This window comes from Streptomyces sp. LHD-70, assembly GCF_031157275.1.
Lineage (GTDB): Bacteria > Actinomycetota > Actinomycetes > Streptomycetales > Streptomycetaceae > Streptomyces.
In genome coordinates this window covers 206,688-226,256 of the sequence record NZ_JAVIFW010000003.1, presented here as the reverse complement: position 1 = coordinate 226,256, position 19,569 = coordinate 206,688, and the positions used below count along the sequence as shown (strand labels likewise).

Here is a 19,569-nt window from a genome sequence, read left to right as displayed (position 1 = left end):
CTCAATCGCCGGAGGGGCTGATTTTCAGCCCCTCCGGCGATTGAGGAGATTCGGGAAGGGGCGGGGCGGGGAGAAGAGAGAAGCCCTAGCCCCGCACCGTCGCTCCCCCGCCACGCCGCACCCTGGCCAACATCTCCTCGTGCACAGCGGCGAGACCCTCGGGCCGGGCGGGGACAGGGCTGCCGGTGACCGTGTACCACTCCTCGGCACCGGCGTACTGGACGGTGACGGCCACGCCGCCGTCCGGCAGCTCCTCGGCGGCCACGGTCAACTCCCCCGTGACGACGCCGACTTCGTCCGTCATGACCCCACCGGGCCCGGCCCGCACGTCGGCCACGAGTCGCCGCTCGCTCACGCTCATGCCCCGCAGGTGTCCAGCATCTCGTCGAGCTCGCGCTTCTCGGCCTCGGTCACGGTCAGCTCGTACGTGGACTTCACGGAGACCCAGGCCCGCCCGTACACGCACCAGTACGTCTTCGCGGGCGGCTGCCACTCGTCCGGGCCCTGGTCGCCCTTGGAGCGGTTGGAGGAGGCGGAGACGGCGATCAGCTGGGGGTGCGTGAGGTCGTTGGCGAACTCCTCGCGCCGGGTCTGGGTCCAGTCGTCCGCGCCGGAGCGCCAGGCGTTGGCGAGCGGCACCATGTGGTCGATGTCCAGGTCCGAGGAGTCGGTGAACCTCTCGTCGTCGTACGCGCTCTTCCAGGTCCCCGAGACGGCCCGGCACTCCTCGTTCCGCCGCACGTCGGTGCCGTCGCGCTCCAGGACGACCTCGCGGGTGTCGCAGTTCTCGCCCTGTGCGGACCAGTGCGGGAACTTCTCGCGGCTGTAACCGGACATGGAGCCGTGCGGCGCGACCTTCAGACCGGCGAGGCTCGTGCGCGCCTGGTCGACGGTCGGCACACCCGGCAGCGTCCCGACGTGCTCATCGCCTCCACCGCCGCCCGCGCCGCCGCCCGCCGACGGCTTGGCGTCGGTCGCCTCCGGACCGGCGCCGCCCTCCCCACCCGCCGGCGCACACCCCGCCACGGCGACCACCACCAGGACGGCCAAGCCCCGCCCCCACCACTTCTGACGCGCCATGAGTTCCGCCATCCCTCTCACCCGACTCCCCGTCCGCGCGCAGCCTACCCACGCCTCCGGCACCCCATGGGGGCGGCAACTCTCCGCTCACCCGGTCGACTTGTACCTCCCGGCCGACCCGCCCGCCCTCGCCGCACCCGAGTCTGATGGGATCGGGACGTACGCCCCACACCACCCCCGAAGGAGCCCGCCCCCGATGACCGACGCACCCACCGCCGCACAGCCCAGGCGTACGTTCCGGGTCGGTGCGGCGGCGCGGCCGTGCACCCTGGTCGTGTGCCGGGGGTGCTGCTGCGGCAACCCGCGCAAGTACCCGGGGACCGACCACGACTGGCAGCTCGACCGGCTCCGCGCGGCCGCCGCCGACTCGGGCGGCCGGCTCGCCGTACGGGTCTCGGACTGCCTGGGCCCGTGCGACCAGGCCAACGTCATCGTCGTACAGCCCTCGACCGCCGGACGGCAGGCGGGCGGCAGGGCTCAGTGGATCGGCTTCGCCATGGACGACGACTGCACGGACGAGTTGCTCGCCTGGGTCACAGCGGGAGGCCCGGGCCTCGCGGCTCCCCCGGCGGCGCTTGAGCTGCAGTTCGTCGCACCGCCGCGGGAGGCGAGGGCTGCGCGCCGCTGAGGTGTTTGTTGCGTGGCCGGGTGCGGGTCGCCTTGTGGTTGCTCGCGCCCACGCGGCGGAGCCGCATATGTCACAGCCCCGCGCCCCTGGGGGCATGCGGCTGCGCCGCGCCTCCCCCGGGAGATGGTGCACGCAGTGCCCATCTCAGGGGCGCGGGGAACTGCGCAAGCAACCCCCACCGGCCCGCACCCGGCACTCACACAGAACTCCGCCGCACCCCCAACACCCCCGCCAGCGCGAGCGCCAGCACCCCGGCCAGGGGAACAACCACCAACCCCACGCGGAGCGAACTCGCGTCAGCGACAAGACCGACCACGGGTGGCGAGACGAGAAACCCGAGCCGCATCAGCCACGAGACGACCGTGAGCCCCGTTCCGGGGCGGAGCCCCGGGAGTTCGTCGGCCGCGTGCATCGCCGCAGGCACCGTCGTCGCCACGCCGAACCCCGCCGCGGCGAAGCCCAGTACGGTGCCCCACACCGTCGGCACGGCCAGCGCGAGCCCCATCCCGGCCGCGGCGAGCAGCCCCCCGGCGCGGACCACCGCCCGCTGCCCGAACCGGTCCACGAGCCGGTCGCCGAGGATCCGGCCGACGAACTGCGCGCCGACGAGGGCGATGAAGCCGGAGGCGGCGAGAGTCGCGGAGGCGCCTAGCGAGTCGGCGAGGTACACGGCCGCCCACGAGTTGCCCGCGTCCTCGACGAGCGTGCCCGCGGTGGCGATGAGGACGAGCGCGGCCAGTACGGACCACAGGCGCAGCCGGGACGCCGGGCGCGGCGCGACCGGATTGGCGCCGGACGAGGCCTCGGGCTCCTCCGTACTTCCCGCCCCCGGCAGGCAGTGCCGTAGCGCGACGCATGCGGCGAGGCTGAACAGCAGCGCGGAGAAGGTCAGATGGGCGGTGCGGGACAGGCCGAGGGCGATCGCGCCCGCGGCCATCGCCCCGCCGGTGACGGCGCCGATGGACCAGATGGCGTGCAGGGAGTTGATGATGGAGCGGCCGTAGCGGCGCTGCACCTCGAGGCCCTGGGCGTTCTGCCCCACGTCCACGATCGCGTCCATCGCCCCCGCGAGGAACAGCCCGCCCGCGAACAGCGCGGCCGTGTGCGCGGACCCCGCGGCGAGCATCCCCGCTCCGGTGAGGAGCGTGCCGAGGACGGCCACCCGCGCCGAGCCGAACCGCCGGATGAGCGCGCCCGCCGCGAGCCCGGCCACGATGGCGCCGACGGGGAAGGCCGCGACCGCCAGGCCGTAACTCGCGTTGGCCAGGCCCAGGTCCGCCTTGATCTGCGGATACCTCGGCAACAGGTTCGCGAACAGCGCCCCGTTGGTGAAGAACAGCACGGCGACGGCCACCCGAGCCCGCCGCACGGCCGGCACGGGCCGGTCCAGTACGTCGACGTCCACAGTCATGGCGCGACCCTACAAGCCAAGCGTACGAACGTACACTCCCGGCCGGAGCGTGCACAGGCACGGACGGTCAACGGGAAAGCCCCAGTTCAGGACAGCGGACCGGTGGCCTCGCCCACGAGCAGGGCCACCACCCGCTCGACCCGCCGGGCCGGGTCCGCGCCGCCCGGCCGGGCGGTCATCAGCAGGTGGTGGACCGCGCCGACCACGGCGAGCGCGGCCGCGGCGGTGTCGGTGTCCGGCGCGATCCGGCCGAGCCGCCGCTCCGCGTCGAGGTACGACGCGATCGCCTCCTCGATCGCATCGAAGCCGGGCGCGCCCGACTCCAGGGCCTCCCGGATCCGGAGCGTGGCGGCGGGGCGGGACAGCGCGAGCGCCGAGATCGTCGGCCCGCCGGAGCGGAGCAGGGCGAGCGCGACCTCGCCGAGCGTCCGGGCCACGGACCCCTCGCCCGCGCGTGCCGGGAGCCGCTCGGCCTGCCGTGCGGTGCGGGCGAAGCGGTCGAGGCACAGCTCGGCCACGAAGTCGTCGAGCCCCGCGAAGTGGGTGTGCAGCAGACCCTTGGAGCAACCGGCCTCGTCGGTGACCGCCCTGCTGTTCAGGGCACCGGGCCCGTCCCGCTCCAGGACCCGCTCGGCGGCGGCGAACAGCCGCTCCCGCGCATCCGGTATCGCCACTCCCCGCGGTGCCACGGGACCACCTCGCTCACTGTCGTACGCCACGCCAACCTCCGTGCACCGAAAGGGCGTTGCGAGTTTGGGCATCCGCCCATACTGTTTGGGCGTACGCCCATCATAGGTTCGCGGCAGCGGACCCGAGCAGGAGGCATCCGATGCGCGACGTCGTCAACACCGAGCAGGAAGAGTCCTGGAACGGTCCCGAGGGGGCGTACTGGGCACAGCACCAGGACCGTTGGGACGCGATCAACTCCGGCTTCAACCAACCCCTGCTCGACGCGGCCCGGTTCGGCGCCGACGGGCAGGTCCTCGACATCGGCTGCGGCGCCGGGCAGACCTCGCGGCTCGCGGCGCGGCGGGCGGAGCACGGGCGGGTGCTCGGCGTCGACCTGTCGGCCCCGATGCTCGACCGGGCCCGTGCGAGCGCGGCGCGCGAGGGCCTCGGCAACGTCACGTTCGTACGGGCGGACGCCCAGGTCCACCCCTTCTCCCCCGGCGCCTTCGACGCGGCGGTCAGCCGGTACGGGGTGACGTTCTTCACCGACCCGGTCGCCGCGTTCGCCAACATCGGCGGTGCGCTGCGCTCCGGCGGCCGGCTCGCGTTCGTGTGCCCGGCCGAGCCCGAGGGCAACGGGTGGCTGGGCGCCATGCTGTCGCTGCGGGAGTACCTGCCGGTCGGTGAGTTCGGCACGCCGGGCCTGCCGGGCATGTTCGCCTTCTCCGACCCGGACCGGGTCCGCGCCGTGCTCTCCGAGGCCGGGTTCACCAACGTACGGACGGAGCATGTGGAGGCGTACGGCACGTGGGGGCGGGACGCGGAGGACGCGGCGGACTTCATGCTGCAGACCGGACCCGGACGCCATATGACCGGCCAGGTCTCCGCCGAGGCGGCCGAGCGTGCGCGCGCGGCACTCATGGATCATCTGCGCGGCCACGAGGTGCGGGGCGGGGCGCGCGACGGGGAGCGGGACGGCGTACGGCTGCGCAGCACGGCGTGGCTGGTGACGGCCGTACGCTCGTAGCGGCAACCCGCCGGCTCCCGGCCGGCGTGGTGCTCCACACACCCCGGGCACCCTTGCCACCTGCGGGTTCGAACGACGACGATCGAGCAGAGCCAGCCAGGCCGCCCGGCACGAGAGAGCGAGAGTCATTTCATGGACGTCAGCACGCACATCGAGGCCGTCCAGGCGGAGGTCCGTCGGCGCAACCCCGGCGAGGCTGAGTTCCACCAGGCCGTCACCGAGGTGCTGTCCTCTCTCGGACCGGCCCTGGAGCGGCACCCGGAGTATGTGCGCGGCGCCGTCGTCGACCGGCTCTGCGAGCCCGAGCGGCAGGTCGTCTTCCGGGTGCCGTGGGTGGACGACGCGGGTGCGGTGCGAGTCAACCGGGGCTTCCGGATCGAGTTCAACAGCGCGCTCGGACCGTACAAGGGCGGGCTCCGCTTCCACCCGAGCGTGAACCTCGGCATCGTGAAGTTCCTCGGCTTCGAGCAGATCTTCAAGAACGCACTGACGGGCATGGGCATCGGCGGCGGCAAGGGCGGCTCGGACTTCGATCCGCACGGCCGCTCCGACGCCGAGGTGATGCGGTTCTGCCAGTCGTTCATGACCGAGCTGTACCGCCACATCGGCGAGCGCACGGACGTCCCGGCGGGCGACATCGGCGTGGGCGGCCGCGAGATCGGCTACCTCTTCGGCCAGTACAAGCGCCTCACCAACCGCTTCGACGCAGGGGTGCTGACCGGAAAGCCGGTCGCCTGGGGCGGCTCGCACGCCCGCACCGAGGCCACGGGTTACGGCACGGTGTTCTTCGCGGAGGAAATGCTCGCCACGCGCGGGGCGTCCTTCGACGGGCGCCGGGTCGTGGTCTCCGGCTCGGGCAATGTCGCCCTGTACGCGATCGAGAAGGTGCACGCCCTCGGCGGCCGGGTCGTGGCCTGCTCGGACTCCTCCGGATACTTGGTGGACGAGGACGGCATCGACCTCGAACTCCTCAAGGAGCTCAAGGAGGTGCGCCGCGAGCGCCTCTCCGTGTACGCGGAGGCCAGGCCGACGGCTCGGTTCTCGGCCCGCGGCACGATCTACGACGTGGCCTGCGATGTGGCCCTGCCGTGCGCGACGCAGAACGAGATCCGCCGCGAGGACGCCGTCGCGCTCACCAAGAACGGGGTGCTCGCCGTCGTCGAGGGCGCGAACATGCCCTCCACCCCCGAGGCCGTCGAGGTGTTCCGCGAGGCGGGCATCCTCTTCGGCCCCGGCAAGGCCGCCAACGCGGGCGGCGTCGCCACCTCGGCCCTGGAGATGCAGCAGAACGCCGCCCGCGACCGCTGGACCTTCGACCAGACCGAGGCCCGCCTGGCCGCCGTGATGCGGGACGTCCACGCCGAGTGCCGCCGGACCGCCGAGGAGTACGGCGGCGCCCCCGACGACTATGTCCTGGGCGCCAACATCGCGGGCTTCCTGCGGGTCGCGGACGCGATGCAGGCGCAGGGAATCGTCTGATCACGGCTGTGCCGTAAGCCTGCCGTCGCCGCCCCCGCGTTCTCGCTCCAGGGCGGCGACGGCAGCTTTATGCGGCCCGACTTTGCATGACCATGCGCGACCATGCATAATCTTCCTATGTCCAAGGTCCTCACTTCCCTTCCGGCCGGCGAGCGCGTCGGCATCGCCTTCTCGGGCGGCCTCGACACGTCCGTCGCGGTCGCGTGGATGCGCGACAAGGGCGCCGTCCCGTGCACCTACACCGCCGACATCGGTCAGTACGACGAGCCCGACATCGCCTCGGTGCCCGGCCGTGCGAAGACCTACGGTGCCGAGATCGCGCGTCTGGTCGACTGCCGCGCGGCCCTGGTCGAGGAAGGTCTGGCCGCACTGACCTGCGGCGCGTTCCACATCCGCTCCGGCGGCCGCGCGTACTTCAACACCACCCCGCTCGGCCGCGCCGTCACCGGCACCCTCCTGGTCCGGGCGATGCTCGAGGACGACGTCCAGATCTGGGGCGACGGCTCGACGTACAAGGGCAACGACATCGAGCGGTTCTACCGGTACGGGCTGCTCGCCAACCCGCACCTGCGCATCTACAAGCCGTGGCTCGACTCCCACTTCGTGACGGAGCTCGGCGGCCGCAAGGAGATGTCGGAGTGGCTGGTCGCCCACGACCTCCCGTACCGCGACAGCACGGAGAAGGCGTACTCCACCGACGCCAACATCTGGGGCGCCACACACGAGGCCAAGGTCCTCGAGCACCTGAACACCGGCGTCGAGACCGTCGACCCGATCATGGGTGTGAAGTTCTGGGACCCGTCGGTCGAGATCGCCACCGAGGACGTGACGATCGGCTTCGACCAGGGCCGCCCGGTGACGATCAACGGCCAGAAGTTCGAGTCCGCGGTCGCCCTGGTGATGGAGGCCAACGCGATCGGCGGCCGCCACGGCATGGGCATGTCCGACCAGATCGAGAACCGGATCATCGAGGCCAAGAGCCGCGGCATCTACGAGGCACCGGGCATGGCCCTGCTGCACGCCGCCTACGAGCGCCTGGTCAACGCGATCCACAACGAGGACACGCTCGCCCAGTACCACAACGAGGGCCGCCGCCTCGGCCGCCTGATGTACGAGGGCCGCTGGCTGGACCCGCAGGCGCTGATGGTCCGTGAGTCGCTGCAGCGCTGGGTCGGCGCCGCCGTCACCGGCGAGGTCACGCTCCGCCTGCGGCGCGGCGAGGACTACTCGATCCTCGACACCACGGGCCCGGCGTTCAGCTACCACCCGGACAAGCTCTCCATGGAGCGCACCGAGGACTCGGCGTTCGGCCCGCTCGACCGCATCGGCCAGCTGACGATGCGCAACCTCGACATCGCCGACTCCCGCGCGAAGCTGGAGCAGTACGCGGGCATCGGCCTGATCGGCACGTCCACCCCCGCGATCGGCGCGGACCAGGCCGCCGCGACGGGCCTGATCGGCACGATGCCGGACATGCCCCAGGGCGGCGCCGAGGCGATCGCGTCCCGCGGGGAGGTCTCCGCGGAGGATGAGGCGCTGGACCGCGCGGCGATGGAGTCGGGCACGGACTGAGGCCCCCGTACGATCGTGGGACGGCTCAGCGCCGTAGTGACGACGGTCCGTCGCCGACTGCGGGCCGCGTCGTGGTTGCTCGCGCAGTTCCCCGCGCCCCTGAGATGTGCACTCCGTGCGACATCTCAGGGGCGTCCCGCGAAAGGAGACTCCCCGTGCCCAGGCCGTCGCAAGCCGCCGTAGAGCAGCGTCGGCAGGAGATTCTGCGGCATGTCGCCGAGCACGGGGAGACACGGATCGACGTGCTCGCCGAACGGTTCGACGTGAGCCTCATGACCATGCACCGGGACCTGGACGACCTGGCCGGGCGGCACCTGCTGCGGAAGGTGCGGGGGCGGGCCGTGGCGTTCCCGGCGCTCACCATGGAGACGGCGACGCGCTTCCGGGAAGGCAGCAACGTCGTCGTGAAGGAAGCGCTGTGCGCCGCCGTCGCGGAGCGCATCACCCCCGGGGCGACGCTGCTGATGGACGACTCGTCCACGCTGTTCCCGCTGGCGGAGCTGATCCGAGGCGTCAGGAATCTGACCGTCGTCACCAACTCGGTCGGGCTCGCCCAACGGCTCGGTACGGCACAGGAGTTGAGCGTCACCCTGCTCGGTGGCCGGTTCCACGGCGAGTTCAACTCCTGCACCGGGCCCGACGTCGTCCGCGCCCTCGGCCGGATCCACGCCGACCTGGCGCTGATGTCGGCGACGGCCGTGCTCGAAGGGCGGCTGTTCCATCCGCTGCAGGAGTACGCGGAGGTCAAGGAGGCCATGCTCGACTCCGCCAGACGGGCCGTGCTCCTCGCCGACCACTCCAAGTTCGGCAAGACCGCCACGTATGCGTACGGCACCGCCGCCCGGTACGAGGAGGTCGTCACCGACGCCGGGACCCCGGACGCGGAGGCCGACGCGATCCGCGCGCTCGGGGTCGGCGTCACCCGGGTCAGCGCTGGGGAAGCACCACGCTCTTGATCGCCGTGGGGTCCTCCGCGCCCACGGTGAGCGCCCGTTCCGTCTCCGCGAGGCCGAAGCGGTGGGTGACCAGCGGGTCGAGGGCGACCTGCCCGGAGGCGGCGAGGGCGATCGCGGTGGGCCAGGTGTTGGCGTACCGGAAGGTGCCCGTCACCTCCAGCTCGTAGTTCTGCACCTTCGCGAGCGGCAGCGGCACCTCGTCGCCGCCCATGCCGATCAGGACGACCCGGCCCGCCCGCGCCATCGAGCGGACCGCATCCCCGATGACCGCGGGCACCCCGCTGCATTCGAGCAGGACGTCCGGGTCGTACGAGAGGCCGGCGAGCGGCGTACGCGACACGTCCACCGCCGTGGCGCCCAACTCCCGTGCCAGTGCGAGGCGTTGGGGCACGATGTCGGTGATCACCACCTCGCTCGCGCCGAAGGCCAGAGCGGTCTGCGCGGCGACAAGGCCGATGGGTCCCGCCCCGGTGACCAGGACCCGGTCCCCCGGCGCGACCCGTGCCTTGCGGCAGGACCACACGCCGACCGAGAGCGGTTCGAGGAGCGCGGCCGCCTCGTCGCCGAGCGTGTCGGGCACGGGGTGGGCGAACTCCTCGTGCACCGCGGCGTATTCACAGAAGACTCCGTCGACGGGCGGGGTCGCGTAGAACACCATCCGCGGGCACAGGTTGTAGCGGCCGAGGCGGCACTCCGTACACGTGCCGCACGGCGTGCCCGGTTCGACGGAGACGCGCCCGCCGACCTCGTGGCGGGTGGCGCCGGGGCCGAGGGCGACGACCGTGCCGGACGGCTCGTGGCCGAGGATCATCGGGGCGTCGAGGACGAAGTCGCCGATGCGGCCGTGCCGGTAGTAGTGGACGTCGGAGCCGCAGGTGCCGACCGCGTCGACGCGTACGAGGACCTGGCGCGGGCCGGGGGCCGGGACCGGGCGCTCCTCGACGACGAGCTGCTCGGGGCCGTGCAGGACGGCGGCGCGCATGGTGGTGGGGAGGAGGGGGGACATGGGGGCCTTTCGTCAGGCGGCCGGGACGGCCGGGAGTTGCTCGGGACGGTCGCCCGGAACCGCGTCCTCGTCCGGCATGCCGTCCCCCGGCGACGTCACGTACAGGCAGAGCACGGCGTTGACGAGCAGCAGTCCCGCGTAGATCCACATCAGGCCCTGAAAGCCCCAAGTGCTGTACGAGAGCGTGCCGATGAGGGGTCCGACGGCGACGCTCAGGCCCGCGCCGAGGGTGTAGACGCCCATGACCTGGCCTCGGCGTTCCGGGGCCTGGGCGACCATCATCGCGGGCAGCGGGACGTACCCGGCGAGGCCCGCTCCGTAGACCGCGACCGCGATCGCCGCGACGAGGAAGTTGTATCCGGCGGCCGCGGGCAGGTAGTAGCAGGCCAGGCAGCCGACGGCGCCGAGGACGCCGCCGAACAGGGCGCAGGTCTTGCGGCCGCTCCAGTTGTCGCCGAGGACGCCGAAGACGAGGAGGGCACCGAGGTTGGTCACCATCATGATGACGAGCAGGCTGTTCCACTGGCCGTCGCTGAAGCCGAGGTCGCGGACGAAGAAGGGCATGAAGACCCACATGCCGAACGACGGCGTCGTGTTGATGAGCCGGATGATCAGGCTGACGCCGAGCTTGGGCTTCTCGAAGAGGATCCGGAACGTGCCCGCCAGTTCGCCGCGCGAGTCCCGGCCGGGTGCGAGGCCCGTGAAGCCGGTGCGCTCCCGCAGCAGGACGAGGACGATGACCGTGCCGATCGCGATCACCGCGAGGGAGACCCACAGCGTGGCGTAGAAGCCGACGAGCGGCATGGCGGCGGCGAAGAGGAACGAGCCGATGATCGGGTAGCCGGAGCTGTAGAAGAACCAGAACCAGCCGACTGCCTTGCTCTGGTGGTCCTTCGGCGCCACGGCCATGATCCAGGAGAGGAATCCGTACGCGAACATCGGATAGCCGAAGCCGCGGATTCCGTAGGTGGCCATGACGAGCGGGTAGCTCTCGGCGGGGATCGCCACGGTGAGCATCAGGATGTGGAAGGCGATCCAGATGCCGGCGCCGACGGCCATGACGCGGCGCGGCCCCCAGCGGTCGGAGAGCAGGCCCGCGCCGAGGAAAGAGGCGATCGCGGCGGTGACGCCGTAGACGGTGATGATCGCGCCCGCGCCGGTCTCGGAGAAGCCGAGGTCGCTGCCGAAGTACTTGGAGAGGTAGCTGGTCTCGATGCCGTCGCCGATCATGAAGAACAGCAGTCCGACATAGCCCCAGATCAGCTGCTTGGGGATGCCGATCCGGTCGAGTGGGTGGCGGGCGTCCACGGCGGTGGGTGTGCTCATGCCCCGGCCACCCCCTTGGGCGCGATGTGGACCTTGCGGCCGGTGCCCGCCCGGAAGGTGTCGACGGCGGTGTCGAAGGCGTCGAGCCCGAAGACGTCGCTGACGAGCGGGTCGAGGTCGAGTCCGGCGGCGAGCAGGTCGATGGCGGGCTCGAAACTGTGGTGCACGGCCATCGAGCCGATGATGTCGATCTCGCTGTTGTAGACGGCGTACGGGGAGAACGCGGCCCTGCGCGCCGGGTCGCTGACGCCGAACTGCAGGAACGTGCCGCCCCTGCGGACCCGGCCGAGGCCGTCCTCGATGGCGGGGATGGCGCCGGTGGCGTCGATGACGACCTCGAAGCCGTGCGGGCGGTCGAACGCGTCGGCGTCGACGGCCACTTGGTCCGCGCCGAAGGACTTGGCGAAGTCAAGCCGGTCCTGGTTGAGGTCGACCATCGAGACGGAGGCGGCGCCCGCGCCCCGTACGACGGCGGCCATCATCAGGCCCATCGTTCCCGCGCCGTAGATCAGATGGTGCTCGCCGGGGCGGCGCGGCAGCCGGTTCAGTCCGTGCACCGCGCAGGAGAGCGGCTCCACGAGGCCGGCGGCGGCGTCGGACAGCCCGTCGGGCAGTACGTAGGCGCAGCGGGCCGGTACGGCGACGTACTCGGCGAAGCCTCCGGCGCGGGTGACGCCGACCGCGCGGTAGTCCTCGCAGAGGTTGCCGCGGCCGATCCGGCAGTAGTGGCACGCCCCGCACGGGATGTTGGGGTCGACGGCCACGCGGGTGCCGGCCTTCGGTCCGGTGACGCCGGGGCCGAGGGCGACGACGCGTCCGGCCAGCTCGTGCCCGGGCACCAACGGGTAGGTGGCGGACGGGAGTTCACCGCCGAGGATGTGCATGTCCGTCCCGCACAGACCGCACGACGTCACTTCGACGACCACCTCGCCGGGCCCCGGAGTGGGGTCGGGCTGCTCGACCACCGCGACCTGCCCGGGACCGCTGACCAGAACTGCACGCATCGGGTTGCTCCTGACTCCGCCATTGGTTGCCGGGACTGTAACCACGACGTAAACGTTAAATCAATCGTTGAGATCACAGAAAGTGTGAGATCTTTTGCCCGTACGGACAGGCAAACGGGCATGAGAGGCAAGCAGGGCGCGGCCACAGGCGGATGTACTCGCTGCACCTGACCGTTTCGGGCAACAGGCCCGGGGTGAATACGGGCAGCTCGCCCACCGCGGCAGGGTGCCGTCAGAGCTCGTCGTCCGCCCACTGGTCGAGCAGGTCGTCCGCGGACATCTCCGGTTCGGCGGTCGGCTCGTGCAGGGACTGCTCGGCCCAGATGACCTTGCCGCGCGCGGTGTAGCGCGTACCCCAGCGGGTGCCGCACTGGGCCACCAGGAACAGGCCGCGTCCGCCCTCGTCGGTGGTGGCCGCGCGGCGCAGGTGGGGGGCGGTGCTGCTGGCGTCGGCGACCTCGCAGATCAGGGTGTTGGTGTCGTGCAGGAGGCGCAGCCGGATGGGCGGGATGCCGTAGCGGATGGCGTTGGTGACGAGTTCGCTGGTGATCAGCTCGGTGGTGAACGCGATCTCCCGGAAGTCCCAGTCCTCCAGGCGCCGGGTGACCTCGGCGCGGATACGGGGCACGGCGGCGGGATCGTCCGGCACCTCCCAGAGCGCCACCTGGTCGGGTTCGAGCAGGTGGGTGCGGGCCACGAGGAGCGCGATGTCGTCCAGGGGGTGCTCGGGCCGCAGCGCGTCGACGACTTCCGTGCAGGTGGTCTCCGGATCGCTGCCGGGGTGGGCGGCGAGGGCGTCGCGCAGCAGGGCGAGTCCGGTGTCGATGTCGCGGTCCCGGCGCTCGATCAGCCCGTCCGTGAAGAGGACAAGGCGGGAGCCGGCGGCCAGGTGCAGGGTCGCGGTCTCGATGGGCAGGCCCGCGCCGAGCCCGAGGGGCGGCGACACGGGTACGTCGGGGAAGGTGACGGAGCCGTCGGGGTGGACGAGCGCCGGGCCGAGGTGTCCGGCGCGGGCGACGGTGCACACGCCGGCGGCGGGGTCGTAGATCGCGTACAGGCAGGTGGCTCCGGTGACGTCCGGGGCGTCGGAGTCGGTGGCCTCCTCCGTGTCGAGCGTGGCCACCAACTCGTCCAGGTGGGCGAGGAGTTCGTCGGGCGGCAGGTCGAGCGCGGAGAAGTTGTGCACGGCCGTACGGAGGCGGCCCATGGTCGCGGCGGCGTGCAGTCCGTGGCCGACGACGTCACCGACGACGAGGGCGACGCGCGCGCCGGGCAGCGGGATCACGTCGAACCAGTCACCGCCGACGCCGCCCTGCGCGGGCAGATAGCGGTGGGCCACGTCGAGGGCGGACTGCTGGGGCAGGGCGCGGGGCAGGAGGCTGCGCTGCAGGGTGACGGCGAGGGTGTGCTCGCGGGTGTAGCGGCGGGCGTTGTCGATGGCGACGGCCGCGCGGGCCGCCAGCTCCTCGGCGAAGGAGGGGTCGTCCTCGTCGAACGGCGGGGAGGAGTCCTTGCGCCAGAAGGTGGCCGTGCCGAGGGTCCGGCCCCGGGCGCTCAGCGGCGCGGCGATCAGCGAGTGGAAGCCGTGCTCCAGGACCCGCCGGGCGCGGTCCGGGTCGCCCGCACGCCAGGTCCGGTCGCTGCCGAGGTCCGGTTCGAGTACGGCGTGCCCGCGCAGGATCCCGGCGGCGGCGGGCGCGGTGGGCGTGAAGCGGATCAGCTCGCCCACCGGGTAGAGGGGGTGGTCGCCCTCCAGGCCGACGATGGCGGTGCGGCGCATCTGCGTCGCCGAAGCGTCGGCCTCCTCGCCGCGCAGGACCGGTTCCAGCAGCTCCACGGTGACGACGTCGGCGAACCGGGGCACGGCCACCTCGGCCACCTCCTCGGCGGTCCGGACGACGTCGAGGGTGGTGCCGACGCGTACGCCCGCGTCGTACAGGAGCTGCAGCCGTTCGCGGGCGATCTCGGCGCGGCCGGTGAGGGCCTGCAGTTCGGTGGTGTCGCGGAGGGTGGCGACGCATCCGGCGGTGCCGGTGGAGCTGCTGCCGCCGCGGTCGACGGGGCGGACGTTGACGGCGAGCAGCCGGTCGCCCGCCAGGTGCACCTCGTCGGTGGCGCGGCGTCCGGCGGCGAGGAGTTCGGCGATGCCGGGGGCCAGGCCGAGGTCGACGAGGCCCGGCGCCTCCTTCACCTGCCGTTCGGCGTCCTCGGGCAGGTCGAGGAGGCGCCGGGCCTCGTCGTTGGCGAGGAGCAGCCGTCCGTCGCCGCCGACGATGAGGACGCCCTCGCGGACGGAGTGCAGCACCGCGTCGTGGTGCTCGTACATCCGCGTGATCTCGGTCGGGCCGAGGCCGCTGGTCTGGCGGCGCAGGCGGCCGCTCACCAGGGCGGCCCCTGCGGCGGCCAGGGCGAGGGCGCCGGCGCCGGCCGTGAAGAGGACGGGGAGCTGCCGGCCGACCGCCTCGTTGACGTTCTGGACGGTGATCTCGGGGAACACGATGCCGGCGACCGAGCCGTCGGGGCGGAAGACCGGGACGGCGGCGTACACGGAGACGCCGATCGGGCCGTCGAAGATCTCGGTGAAGGGCTCACCGCGCGCCGCCGCCTTGTAGGGGCCGACCACATGCTTGCCGATCAGCTGCGGGTCGCGGTGGGTGACGCGGATGCCTTCGGCGGTCGAGACGACGATGTTGTCGACGCCGGACCGCTTGCGGGCCTCTTCGGCGCGGGGCTGGAGCACGGCGGTCGGGTCGGGGCCGTCGAGCGCCTCGGCCGTGCCCGGCGCGTTCGCGAACGCCTCGGCGGTGCTGAGCACCTGGTCGCGGGCGGCCTCGGTGGCCTGGTGCCGGGCCTGCAGGGCCAGCGCGGTGACCGTCGCGGCGACGAGCAGCACGACGACGGCCAGTTGGAGCAGGAACACCTGCCCGGCGACGCTCCGCGGGCTGAACAGCGACCGCAGCCGCCGGCCCGGCGAACGGCGCGGCAGGTCCCGCCCCGCTGTGGACCGGGTCGGAGAACGCCGCGAATCTCTCATTACGATGATTTTCCCACCGCGCGGTTGCGGCGGGCCATCGTTGGGCGACGGGCCATCGTTGCGCGGCGGGCCATCGTTGCGCGGCGGACAGCCCGGCCGCCGAGCCTGCTCATCTCCGCGTCAGCATGCTCAGGCTGTTGGCGGCGACGATCGCGCCGATGCTCGCCCACTCCGTCCACCCGAGCCCTTGTCCGAGTCCGATCCACCCGACCAGGGCGGCCAGCACGGGATTCACGCTCATGAACAGCCCGAAGGCCTGGGCGGGCACCCGGCGCAGCGTGCACATGTCGGCGAGGTACGGGACCGCCGACGACAGCACCCCCGCGGTGACGGCGAAGCCGACGGCCGCGAGGCCCGGCGGGTTCCGCAGCACCACGACGAGCCCGACCGGCAGGAACATCAGCGCCGAGACCCCGGCCGCGACCGCACTCCCCTGCGCCCCGGGCACCCGGCTGCCGACGGTGCGGTTGAGCAGGATGTACGAGGCCCAGCAGACCGCGGCGAGCAGGCCGAGGGCCATGCCGAGGTAGTCGGTGGAGGGCTGCGGCCGCATCAGGACGACGACTCCCGCGGCGGCGATCAGCGCACAGCAGGCGTCCACGCGGCGGCGCACGGCGGTCAGCGCGACGGCGAGCGGGCCGAGGAACTCCAGGGTGACGGCGAGGCCGAGGCCGATGCGGTCGATGGCGCTGTAGAGGGAGAGGTTCATGGTCCCGAACACCACGGCGAGCAGCAGCATGGGTCGCCACTGCGCCCAGGTGTAGGACCTCAACCGCGGTCTGCCGACGGCGAAGAGGACGAGGGCCGCGACGTACTGCCGTACCGCCACGACGCCCACCGGGCCGAGGGCGGGGAAGGCGAGCGAGCCGATGGCGGCACCGGTCTGGTTGGACAGCCCGCTGCCGGCCATCGCGGCCGCACCGGCGATCCGCCCACCGGCAGGGGCGGTTGCCGCGGGCCCGGAGTGGACGGCCGGGGACTCGGAGGCTCGGGTGACGCTCATGAGCCGAGCGTGCGCCCGCTCCAGCCATACGCAAAATGCGTGCCATGGGACATCTATACGATGGGGTTATGGATCTGGAACTGCGGCAGCTGCGCTGTCTCGTCGCGATCGTCGACGAGGGCAGCTTCACGGACGCCGCCATCGCCCTCGGCGTCTCCCAGGCGGCCGTGTCCCGTACGCTCGCTTCGCTCGAACGCGCCCTGGGCGTACGGCTGCTCCGGCGCACCTCCCGCGAGGTGGCGCCGACCGCGACCGGACTGCGGGTGGTGGCGCAGGCCCGGCGGGTGCTCGGGGAGGCGGAGGCGCTGGTCGAGGAGGCCACTTCGGGCCATACGCTCCTGCGGGTCGGGTACGCCTGGTCGGCGCTCGGCAAGCACACCGCCGCGTTCCAGCGCCGCTGGGCCCAGGCCCATCCCGGTACGGAGCTGCGCCTGGTCCGGGTCAACTCCGCGACCGCGGGGCTTGCCGAGGGCGCCTGCGATCTTGCGGTGGTGCGCAGGCCACTGGAGGAGCGGCGGTTCGACTCCGCGATCGTCGGCCTGGAACGGCGGCTGTGCGCCCTGCCCGGTGACGACCCGCTGGCCCGGCGCCGCTCGGTCCGCCTCGCCGACCTCGAAGGGCGCACCATCCTCGTCGACCGGCGCACGGGCACCACGACCGCCGAACTCTGGCCGCAGGGCGCCCGCCCCCGGACCGAGGACACGCACGACGTGGACGACTGGCTGACGGTGATCTCCAGCGGCCGCTGCGTCGGCATGACCGCGGAGGCGACCGCCCACCAGTACGCCCGCCGCGGCATCGTCTACCGTCCGGTGCGCGACGCCGAACCCATCGCCGTACGCCTCGCCTGGTGCCGGGACGACGCGCACCCGGCGACGCAGGCGGCGGTCGAACTCCTCACGAGCCTCTACCGCAAGGGCTGAGCTCTCGTCTCGCTAGGCCCTGTCTTCAATCTCCCGTCGTCGCCCGAAGGGCGGCCCCGCGGCTCCCCCAGCCTTCGGCCGGGGGGACCCCAGTGCGTGCTCTCGGCGTGCCGGGCGCAGGCCCTCGATTGGGGTCTCCCCTGCTCTGGGGGCACCTCCCGGCCGGAGGCTGGGGGAGCGTGCATGGCGCCGCGCGGCTGGGGGCACCTCCCAGCGGTAGCTGGGGGAGGGAGATTGAAGACAGGGCCTACGGCAGCGGGATCTCGAAGTGCACCGTCCCCACCCCGGGGCCGTGCTCGCCGGTCGTGCGGGCGTCGAAGACCTCCTTCGCCAGGCTGCGCCAGAAGCCTTCCGCGCCCGGGGCGTTGACGTTGGTGTGCAGGTAGACGCAGTCGTAGCCGGGGGTCGTCGCGGCGAACGCGCAGGCCTGTCGCACCAGCGTCCGCGCGAGGCCGTGCCGCCGGTGTTCCGGATGGACGTAGACCCGGACGAGCTGTGCGGTCGTGCCGGAGGGGTAGCGCTCGGCGAGCCACTGGGGGTGCGGCGGGTGGGCGGGCCCGGCGGACCGTACGCCCGTGGTGGCCACCACGTTCCCCTCGTGCAGCGCGACCAGGAGCAGGTGGCGCGGCTCGTCCAGATAGGTCTCGGCGAGGTCGATGACATCGCGGTGCCACGCGGGGACGTAGCCGTAGCCGAAGTCCCGGTAGAAGGTGTCGAGCATCAGTCGGCGCGCGTCCGGCAGTTCGTCCGGGGTGGCGGGGCGGATCGTGTACGTCGGGGGCAGGGGGTGGCCCATGGCAGGTCTCCGGGTCGTCGTGGCGGGGCTGGAAAGGGATCAGAGATTCGGGGAATCAAGGGGTCGGTTCGGGGAGTCCCGGTCCCGTGCAGTGCACGGGCTTGTCCGGCACGGTTCCGTCGACCAGGTACGCGGCCGTCGCCTTGTCCACACAGGCGTTGCCGCGGCTGGCGAACACGCCGTGCGAGTAGTCGTCGTGGAGGGTGATCAGGCGCGATCCGGGGAGCCGGTGGGCGAGTCGGCGGGCGCCCTCGATCGGCGTGACGGGGTCGTGTGCGGAGGCGACGAGGAGTGCGGGCGGGGCCTCGGGGCTGCCGAGCGGGGTGTGCGCGGCCGGCTCGTGGTGCCAGTACGCGCAGGTGGAGGCCTCCATGCCGGTCAGCACGGGCAGCGGGTCGGCGCGGCGGGTGGCGCGGATGTCCGCGAGGATCCGGGCGGGCGTGGGGCCGGGTCCGTCGGCGCATTTCACGGTGCGGTTGGCGGCCTCGAAGGTGCGTGACTCGGGGCTGTCGTGCGGGTCCGAGGGGCGCAGCCCGCTGACGTCACCGTCCCGCAGATAGGTGCGGATGCCGTCGGCGAGCGGCTCCCAGCGTTCGGTGCGGCCGAGCGCGCGGTACACGGCGCGGTCGAACTCGGCGGCGCCGAAGCCGTGTTGGGGACTTTTCGCCAGCCCTCGGCGGGTGCGTTCGTAGGCGTCTCGCACGTCCGACGCGTCACCGCCGAGGCCGAAGCGGGAGGTGTGCCGGGCGGTCCAGGTGAAGAACACCGCGCGCTGGCGCAGGAGTTCGCGGCTCTGCCGGACGTCGAAGTCGTACCAGGACCACGGTCCGACCACGCTGTCGAGCACCATCCGGCCGACGCGGTGCGGGAATCGGTGGGCGTAGGCCGCGCCGAGGTAGCTGCCGTAGGAGACGCCGAGGAAGTGGGTGCGCGGCTCGCCGAGCGCGGCGCGGAGGGCGTCCATGTCGCGGGCGGTCGCGGTGGTCGACAGGTGCGGCAGGGCATCGCCGACACCGGCGGCGCAGTCGTCGGCCATGCGGTCGAGGGAGTCCAGGTACGCGGTCTCGGCTGCCGTGCCGACCGGCACCGGGTCGGCGGCCGGGCTGTCGAAGAGGCCGCCCATGGCGCCGCAGTCGGCGGGGGCGCTGTGCCCGGTGCCGCGCGGGTCGAATCCGATGACGTCGTACGCGCGGCGCACGCTCTCGGGGAGTTTCGCCCGCTTCGTCACCGCGTACGGGAGCCCGGAGCCGCCCGGTCCGCCGGGGTTGACGAGCAGCGCGCCGCGCCGTTCGGCGGGTGTGCCGGAGGCGGGGACGCGGGAGACGGCGATGCGTATGCGCTTGCCGTGCGGCTCGCTCCAGTCGAGGGGCACGTCGAGTGCGCCGCATTCGACACGGTCGGGCGCGGGCGGCGCGGGGACCGAGTCCGGGCAGGCGCCGAAGCGGAGGGCGGGAGCGGCCTGAGCGGCTCGGGCCGGTGGTGCCGGAGCCAGGGTGGCGAAGGCGGCGGTGAGGGCGGTGGCGGCGCAGAGCACGCTGCGGCCGGGGCGTACGGCAGGGGGCACGGGTCTCGCGTTTCCGGGAAGGGGGGGGGCGCCGCCGAGGCGGCAGCAGCAGATGACAATGAAAACGATTGTCGATAAGGTCCCTCTCGGT

The 19,569-nt window shown here is 72.7% G+C and carries 17 protein-coding genes; 6 read left to right on the top strand and 11 right to left on the bottom strand.

Annotated elements, in window-relative coordinates:
- Positions 1-85: 85 nt before the first annotated feature.
- Both RCO28_RS09155 and RCO28_RS09150 read right to left on the bottom strand, forming a co-directional pair.
- The gene (locus RCO28_RS09155; protein WP_374991126.1) at positions 86-355 is read right to left on the bottom strand and encodes a hypothetical protein; all 270 of its coding nucleotides are present in this window, start codon (positions 353-355) and stop codon (positions 86-88) included.
- Positions 356-357: 2 nt separating this feature from the next.
- The gene (locus RCO28_RS09150) at positions 358-1,080 is read right to left on the bottom strand and encodes an HNH endonuclease family protein (RefSeq protein ID WP_308940493.1); all 723 of its coding nucleotides are present in this window, start codon (positions 1,078-1,080) and stop codon (positions 358-360) included.
- Positions 1,081-1,276: 196 nt separating this feature from the next.
- Between RCO28_RS09150 and RCO28_RS09145 the strand changes: the two genes are divergently transcribed.
- Positions 1,277-1,708, top strand: a complete 432-nt coding sequence (locus RCO28_RS09145) for a (2Fe-2S) ferredoxin domain-containing protein (RefSeq protein ID WP_308940492.1) — start codon at positions 1,277-1,279, stop codon at positions 1,706-1,708.
- 196 nt (positions 1,709-1,904) lie between these two features.
- Here the strand turns inward: RCO28_RS09145 and RCO28_RS09140 are convergent, their stop codons facing one another.
- The gene (locus RCO28_RS09140; protein ID WP_308940491.1) at positions 1,905-3,119 is read right to left on the bottom strand and encodes an MFS transporter; all 1,215 of its coding nucleotides are present in this window, start codon (positions 3,117-3,119) and stop codon (positions 1,905-1,907) included.
- A gap of 86 nt (positions 3,120-3,205) precedes the next feature.
- Positions 3,206-3,808, bottom strand: coding sequence for a TetR/AcrR family transcriptional regulator (locus RCO28_RS09135; RefSeq protein WP_308940490.1), 603 nt, complete (start codon positions 3,806-3,808; stop codon positions 3,206-3,208).
- Between the two features lie 140 nt (positions 3,809-3,948).
- On the opposite strand from RCO28_RS09135, the gene RCO28_RS09130 reads away from it, so the two are divergent.
- The 4 genes from RCO28_RS09130 (at position 3,949) to RCO28_RS09115 (ending at position 8,822) form a co-directional block, all read left to right on the top strand.
- Positions 3,949-4,815: a class I SAM-dependent methyltransferase gene (locus tag RCO28_RS09130; RefSeq protein ID WP_308940489.1), complete on the top strand. Its 867-nt coding sequence runs from the start codon at positions 3,949-3,951 to the stop codon at positions 4,813-4,815.
- A gap of 132 nt (positions 4,816-4,947) precedes the next feature.
- Positions 4,948-6,294 (top strand): NADP-specific glutamate dehydrogenase, encoded by a 1,347-nt coding sequence (gene gdhA / locus RCO28_RS09125; RefSeq protein WP_308940488.1) that lies wholly within the window; start codon positions 4,948-4,950, stop codon positions 6,292-6,294.
- A 117-nt stretch (positions 6,295-6,411) separates the two neighbouring features.
- Entirely contained in the window at positions 6,412-7,866 is a 1,455-nt protein-coding gene (gene argG / locus RCO28_RS09120; protein ID WP_308940736.1) for an argininosuccinate synthase, read from the top strand.
- A 155-nt stretch (positions 7,867-8,021) separates the two neighbouring features.
- Positions 8,022-8,822 (top strand): DeoR/GlpR family DNA-binding transcription regulator, encoded by an 801-nt coding sequence (locus tag RCO28_RS09115; protein WP_308940487.1) that lies wholly within the window; start codon positions 8,022-8,024, stop codon positions 8,820-8,822.
- Here RCO28_RS09115 and RCO28_RS09110 read toward each other — a convergent pair.
- The 5 genes from RCO28_RS09110 to RCO28_RS09090 form a co-directional block, all read right to left on the bottom strand.
- Positions 8,794-9,828: an NAD(P)-dependent alcohol dehydrogenase gene (locus tag RCO28_RS09110; RefSeq protein ID WP_308940486.1), complete on the bottom strand. Its 1,035-nt coding sequence runs from the start codon at positions 9,826-9,828 to the stop codon at positions 8,794-8,796. The two genes, RCO28_RS09115 and RCO28_RS09110, sit on opposite strands and share 29 nt — an antisense overlap.
- 12 nt (positions 9,829-9,840) lie before the next feature.
- The gene (locus tag RCO28_RS09105) at positions 9,841-11,154 is read right to left on the bottom strand and encodes an MFS transporter (protein ID WP_308940485.1); all 1,314 of its coding nucleotides are present in this window, start codon (positions 11,152-11,154) and stop codon (positions 9,841-9,843) included.
- A complete protein-coding gene (locus tag RCO28_RS09100; protein WP_308940484.1) occupies positions 11,151-12,158 on the bottom strand; it encodes a zinc-dependent alcohol dehydrogenase family protein in 1,008 nt (335 codons plus the stop codon). The genes RCO28_RS09105 and RCO28_RS09100 overlap by 4 nt, the downstream gene beginning before the upstream one ends.
- Positions 12,159-12,390: 232 nt before the next feature.
- Positions 12,391-15,192 carry a SpoIIE family protein phosphatase gene (locus tag RCO28_RS09095; protein ID WP_308940483.1) on the bottom strand — a complete coding sequence of 934 codons (2,802 nt, stop codon included), beginning with the start codon at positions 15,190-15,192 and terminating at the stop codon, positions 12,391-12,393.
- 109 nt (positions 15,193-15,301) lie between these two features.
- The gene (locus RCO28_RS09090; RefSeq protein WP_374991125.1) at positions 15,302-16,195 is read right to left on the bottom strand and encodes a DMT family transporter; all 894 of its coding nucleotides are present in this window, start codon (positions 16,193-16,195) and stop codon (positions 15,302-15,304) included.
- A gap of 68 nt (positions 16,196-16,263) precedes the next feature.
- Between RCO28_RS09090 and RCO28_RS09085 the strand changes: the two genes are divergently transcribed.
- Positions 16,264-17,118 carry a LysR family transcriptional regulator gene (locus RCO28_RS09085; RefSeq protein WP_282538379.1) on the top strand — a complete coding sequence of 285 codons (855 nt, stop codon included), beginning with the start codon at positions 16,264-16,266 and terminating at the stop codon, positions 17,116-17,118.
- Positions 17,119-17,365: 247 nt separating this feature from the next.
- Here RCO28_RS09085 and RCO28_RS09080 read toward each other — a convergent pair whose 3' ends face one another.
- Positions 17,366-17,914 (bottom strand): GNAT family N-acetyltransferase, encoded by a 549-nt coding sequence (locus RCO28_RS09080; RefSeq protein ID WP_308940482.1) that lies wholly within the window; start codon positions 17,912-17,914, stop codon positions 17,366-17,368.
- Between the two features lie 55 nt (positions 17,915-17,969).
- Positions 17,970-19,478: an alpha/beta hydrolase gene (locus RCO28_RS09075; RefSeq protein WP_308940481.1), complete on the bottom strand. Its 1,509-nt coding sequence runs from the start codon at positions 19,476-19,478 to the stop codon at positions 17,970-17,972.
- Between the last annotated feature and the right edge of the window lie 91 nt (positions 19,479-19,569).